Origin of the sequence: Niastella sp. (assembly GCF_045805085.1) — a bacterium.
GTDB lineage: Bacteria > Bacteroidota > Bacteroidia > Chitinophagales > Chitinophagaceae > Niastella.
In genome coordinates this window covers 1-5,163 of sequence record NZ_JBJMLX010000046.1, presented here as the reverse complement: position 1 = coordinate 5,163, position 5,163 = coordinate 1, and the positions used below count along the sequence as shown (strand labels likewise).

The following is a 5,163-nucleotide window of genomic DNA, read 5'->3' as shown; positions in this document are numbered from 1 at the left end:
TGATGGTACAACCAATAGTTAGAGGCACTTCGATATTGGTGGCATAATTGGGCCGCACTACTATTAAATGATCAGTTGGGGTAAGCAGGGCAGTATTAATAATAAACAGCGCGCCGCAGGCGCCATTGGTAAGCAGCACCTGGTCGGGGTATAAACCACCTGCTTCCGTCGCCAGCATTTGCCGAAGGTGTACATTGCCCCGGTGCGGAATGTATTCCAGCTTCAACTCATTCAGCTGAATATTCAGTTCGCCAAAGGTGAGGTCAGCAACAGAACTTTCGGCCAGGTTGAACAGGATGCTCTCATACCCCCTTTCTTCGGGCGACTCCTTTTCAATAGGCATTCTTTTGTATAGCATAGGCAGGCAGTTTATTCCTTCCTGCTAAAATACCTGTTTTCCTATACGCTTACCAGTTTTTCACTGATGCGTTTTACCTGGTTGGTGTGGCGCTGGGTATGAAAGATCACAAAATAGATCAACTCCAAACGGGTAGGCTCCCCAAAGATGGGCATCTGGCAGCCGGTAGTGAGGTCAAGCGATTTGATAGCGTTGCCAATCTGTTCCCGGCCAGCTTTAAACGCTTCCATCAAATTGTCTTTATCGTAGGTGGTATCTTCCGGAATAATAAAATCGGGTGAGGGCAGTTTGGTGCTGAAATCTAAAAAGGTTTTCCGTAAGCCATCTACCCCCGCATCGGCCGGCCGGTTGGTGGGGTACACCGGACCATTCAGTGCGCCGAGCATTCCTTTGTCTGACTTACAAAGATGCTCCGTAACCTGGGCAGCCGTCCAGCTGCCCGGGTACGGAACCGTATTTATTTCATCCTGGCTTAAGCCAGAAACAATTTCAAGATACTCATTGGTGGCTTCCTCAAAATCCTGCAATAGATCTGTTGCTGTTTTCATAATACCAGGTTTAATAAATACGTATAAGTGAAATTATCGTTGATTAGCATCGAAATTGATCATCCAGCGAATGCCGAACTTGTCTTCACACATCCCAAAGTAGGCACCCCAAAAAGCATCAGCCATAGGCATGGTTACCTGGCCGCCAGCTGATAAGCCGTTAAATAATTTATCGGCCTCCTCTTTGCTGGAAGGGGTCAGGCTAAGTTGAATATTGTTCCCGGTAACCACTTTACCCATTTGTTCAGGTACATCGCTACCCATTAACATGCCACCGCCGGGGATGGGTAAAGAAATATGCATGATCTTATTGTCTTCATGAGCAGGGCCCTTATATTCCGCAGGAATGTCCTTGAAACGCATAACCATGGCAAATTCTCCACCAAATACTGATTTGTAAAAGTTGAAGGCTTCTTCGGTGTTGTTGTTAAAATTTAAATAAGGATTCAATGCTGGCATGTTCTTTTATTTTAATTGTTTAGAAATATTATAAAAATCAATCAAGCACTTTGCACAGGAACCCTTTTTTCGTAACAAGGTTCATTACCTTCTCAATTCGCAGGTTATTGCCTTCTACCCGCAGCACCTTATCGCAATCATCCAGGTCGAAGTTGATCTTGCTGTTGGGAAAATGCTTTCGTAATAAGGCCACCAGCTTTTGAGCTTCTGAAAACTTCTGTACATTAGTTTTAAAAACCTCAATCATAGTGCTTATTTTTTGTTTCGCTTTGGTAACACTAACTGCCTGCTGCAATCGTATTCAAATATACACGCACCTGTTAACTTCAAAAGGGTGTAAAAGCGACCAATTAAGGGGTTGAATGCGACAATTGTTTTTTATCTTTATAAAGGGGAAAGCTACCATAAAACGCTGTTACTATGTCCATTCCTTTTCACCCCTTGTCATAGTAATATCCTGGTCCGTCGGAACTACTGTTAATGAGGTCAGAAAAAAACAAAAATTTACAGCATGAAACATGTTTCCATCCTGATCCCAAAAGGGCACACCAGCCTGGTGAATATAGAAGGGACCCACCAGATCTTTTCAGAGGTAAATAACCTGCGTACCAGTATGGGCAAGGCTCCCTTGTTTACTATTCAAATGGTTGGATTATCGAAGGAAACCAGTCAGCGCGAAGGGTTGTTCACCATTAAGCCCGATTGTTTATATACGGATGTTGCCAAAACCGACCTCATCATTATACCTGCCATTCATGGTCAGTTCCCTAAAATAGTAGCCGACAATCAGGCACTCATTCCCTGGATATTGCAGCAGTTCAATAATGGGGCCGAGGTGGCCAGTCTTTGTATTGGTTCTTTCTTTCTGGCAGCTACCGGTTTGTTAAAGGGTAAACAGTGCGCCACGCATTGGCGTTTCGCCAATGAATTCAGGGCGCTGTACCCCGATGTGGAACTGGTAGACGATAAGATCATTACCGATGGGGATGGCATTTATACCAGTGGCGGGGCTTATTCTTATTTGAACCTGCTGGTGTATATGATTGAAAAATATGCCGGCCGAGATATCGCCATTCTTATAGCCAAGGCCTTTATGATCGATATCGATCGCACCCTGCAATCGCCATTCATCATTTTCCAGGGACAAAAATCCCATGAGGATGAAACTGTGAAGAAAGCCCAGGAGTATATTGAAAAGAATTTCGAAGAGAAAATAACGGTTGACCAGATAGCCGGAACCTTTGCCCTGGGCCGCCGCAGCCTCGAACGCCGCTTTAAAAAAGCCACCTGCAATACCGTAACGGAATACATTCAGCGGGTTAAAATAGAGGCCGCCAAGAAGGACCTGGAGACGGGGCAGAAGAATGTATACGAGGTTATGTATGATGTTGGCTATAGCGACGTAAAGGCTTTCAGGAGCATATTTAAGAAGATAACGGGGTTGTCTCCTATAGAGTATCGCAATAAGTATAACAAGGAGCAACTGGTGATGGATTGAGTTGACCAGTTGACCAGTTAACCAGTTGACGAGTTGACGAGTTAACACGTTAATACGTGGTAAAAAAGGAGCAGATTGACAGCGTTGATAGAGTTGACAGCGTTGATAGAGTTGACAGCGTTGATAAAGAGGACTGTGAGTAAATTGTGAATTGCGAGAGTTGAAACGAATAAGAGATGAAAATAGAGAGGAATGTTGCCTCGTCGCGAGCCCTTTCACGTTTCACGTTTGACGTTTGACGATTCACGATTTTGCCTTCCGCACTCCAAATGCGTGACTTAAACACACAAGCTATTCTACCCACTACCACTACTTCTTCCGTGTCGGTTTTCTTCTTGGGGTATCCAGAAAATTCTCCAGGCTATCGAACCGTTCCGTCCATATTTTCCGGTACTGCTCTGCCCAGTCAATAACCTCTGTAAGCCGCTCCAGACGGGCTTCACAGAAGCGTTCGCGCCCAAACTGTGTAATTACTACCAGGCCGCATTCCGTAAGCATTTTAATGTGTTTATAAATGGCAGTACGGCTTACTGCAAAGTGCTCAGCCACGGCATTTACGTTCAGTGGCTGGTGCGCTATCATGTTGAGGATCTCCCGCCGGGTGGGGTCGGCTATCGCCTGAAATACGTCTCTACGCATAGTTGTAAATAGGAAACCTTTAGGTTGCAAATATAATGAAACCCAAAGGTTTCATAAATAAATTCCTTATAAATACCAGGTAAAATGGGGGTATTCATAAAAAATGAGTCTTATGTTTGCAGTAGCTTTCTTAAATTCACCAAGGGAAACGGCCCTGCACAGGTGAGGAACAAAAGGATTTTAACAGCTGAATATTGTGATAATTCATTTTGTTATTTATAAATTTGAGTATATTCACTGTGATTTAATTTCAAACTATAATTCAAAAACTTTCATTATTCACTTTTAAATTTTAAAACACTATGGCAAAAACAGCTAAGAAAGTTGCTAAGAAAGCAATAAAAAAAGCAGTAAAAAAAGCCGCTCCAAAAAAAGCAGCTAAGAAAGTAGCAAAGAAAGCAGCTCCTAAAAAGAAAGCAGCTAAAAAGAAATCTGCAAGAAAACCAAACGCTGCCTTCATGGCTCCGCTCAATGCGAGCCCTGTTTTAGCTGAAGTAATAGGTAGCAAACCTTTACCAAGAACTGAGATCGTTAAAAAGATCTGGGAATATATCAAAAAGAACAAGCTGCAAGACAACAAGAACAAAAGAATGATCAATGCTGACAGCAAACTGAAACCGCTGTTCGGTAAAGATCAAATTTCAATGTTCGAGCTGGCTAAAGTGGTAAACAAACACGTGAAGTAGTTCGTATATGCGAATTGAAGGAATTAGAACTTTTACAGGAAGGATGGATGGTTTTAAATCCTGTAAAAGAACCGGGTTAGTAAGTACCTTTCTTTTTACATAATTTCTCCTTCATTTCTCTGGCCGCAAAAATGGCCCTTCAGAGGATCAAACAGGGCCTTTACATTTTCCTCGATCACCTTCCAAAGATATTCAGAACAATCATTGCGGGGTTTACGGGTATAACTGGCAGTTAAAGTCAAGCTACGATTGCACACCAGTCATATTCATGAACCCCTTTTTTATTGTGTATTACCCCATTAGAGTAGACCTTATGCAAAAATCCATTTTTCTCATTGCCCTTTGCCTGTTGTGTATTTGGGGATGCAGGGAATCCGGTTCCAGATCAGGCAACAACCGTAAGAAGGATTCCATTAGTAAAGTTGTACAGGATGCCGCCCGGGACATTGCCGGTAACTTCAGCGAGCAAAGCTCCCTGCGCTTTTCTGCCAACCGCCTCAATTCATTCTATGCCAGGTACGACTCCCTGCGCAGTTTTCAAAAAGACATCAATACCTTTTACGCCGGCCGTAATTATTCCTTTGCCTGGTATACCGATAGCGGTTTAACCGAACAGGCCAGCCACCTGTACGCACGTTTGGAAAATTTGCCCGAAGAAGGACTTAGTGTGACACTCCCTTATAAGCGCACTCTCGACACCCTTATAAACGCCGGCAATAACCAAACACCTGAACAAAAAAGCGAGACCGAACTGTTGCTGACATCCCTTTACTTTTTCTTTGCCCAAAAGGTGTGGGGTGGGTTGGAAGAAAGCGCTACCCAACAGGTAGACTGGCTGATGCCCCGGAAAAAACTTTCGTACAGTGCGTTTCTCGATTCTGTATTGAAGCAGGGTAATGCCGGTACTGTTAAAGAACCGGTTTACCGCCAATACAACCTGTTAAAAGAATACCTTAAAAAATATAAAGCCCTGCC

The 5,163-nt window shown here is 43.5% G+C and carries 7 protein-coding genes and 1 pseudogene; 3 read left to right on the top strand and 5 right to left on the bottom strand.

The features are described from left to right. The 4 genes and pseudogenes from ACJ751_RS02010 to ACJ751_RS01995 all read right to left on the bottom strand — a co-directional run. Positions 1-358: pseudogene (locus ACJ751_RS02010) on the bottom strand (aspartate aminotransferase); the annotation flags it as partial. Between the two features lie 41 nt (positions 359-399). Then, entirely contained in the window at positions 400-906 is a 507-nt protein-coding gene (locus tag ACJ751_RS02005) for a DinB family protein (RefSeq protein WP_407743702.1), read from the bottom strand. Between the two features lie 33 nt (positions 907-939). Then, positions 940-1,365, bottom strand: coding sequence for a VOC family protein (locus tag ACJ751_RS02000; RefSeq protein ID WP_407743701.1), 426 nt, complete (start codon positions 1,363-1,365; stop codon positions 940-942). A 37-nt stretch (positions 1,366-1,402) separates the two neighbouring features. Further along, on the bottom strand, positions 1,403-1,612 hold the full coding sequence (locus ACJ751_RS01995; RefSeq protein ID WP_407743700.1) for a hypothetical protein: 210 nt from the start codon (positions 1,610-1,612) through the stop codon (positions 1,403-1,405). 264 nt (positions 1,613-1,876) lie between these two features. On the opposite strand from ACJ751_RS01995, the gene ACJ751_RS01990 reads away from it, so the two are divergent. Next, on the top strand, positions 1,877-2,863 hold the full coding sequence (locus ACJ751_RS01990; RefSeq protein ID WP_407743699.1) for a GlxA family transcriptional regulator: 987 nt from the start codon (positions 1,877-1,879) through the stop codon (positions 2,861-2,863). Positions 2,864-3,172: 309 nt separating this feature from the next. Here the strand turns inward: ACJ751_RS01990 and ACJ751_RS01985 are convergent, their stop codons facing one another. Further along, positions 3,173-3,502 carry an ArsR/SmtB family transcription factor gene (locus tag ACJ751_RS01985; RefSeq protein WP_407743698.1) on the bottom strand — a complete coding sequence of 110 codons (330 nt, stop codon included), beginning with the start codon at positions 3,500-3,502 and terminating at the stop codon, positions 3,173-3,175. Positions 3,503-3,804: 302 nt separating this feature from the next. Here ACJ751_RS01985 and ACJ751_RS01980 point away from each other — a divergent pair, with 302 nt between their 5' ends. Next, positions 3,805-4,188: an SWIB/MDM2 domain-containing protein gene (locus ACJ751_RS01980; protein ID WP_407743697.1), complete on the top strand. Its 384-nt coding sequence runs from the start codon at positions 3,805-3,807 to the stop codon at positions 4,186-4,188. Positions 4,189-4,501: 313 nt separating this feature from the next. Then, on the top strand, positions 4,502-5,163 hold a 662-nt coding region (locus tag ACJ751_RS01975; RefSeq protein ID WP_407743696.1), incomplete at its 3' end, for a hypothetical protein.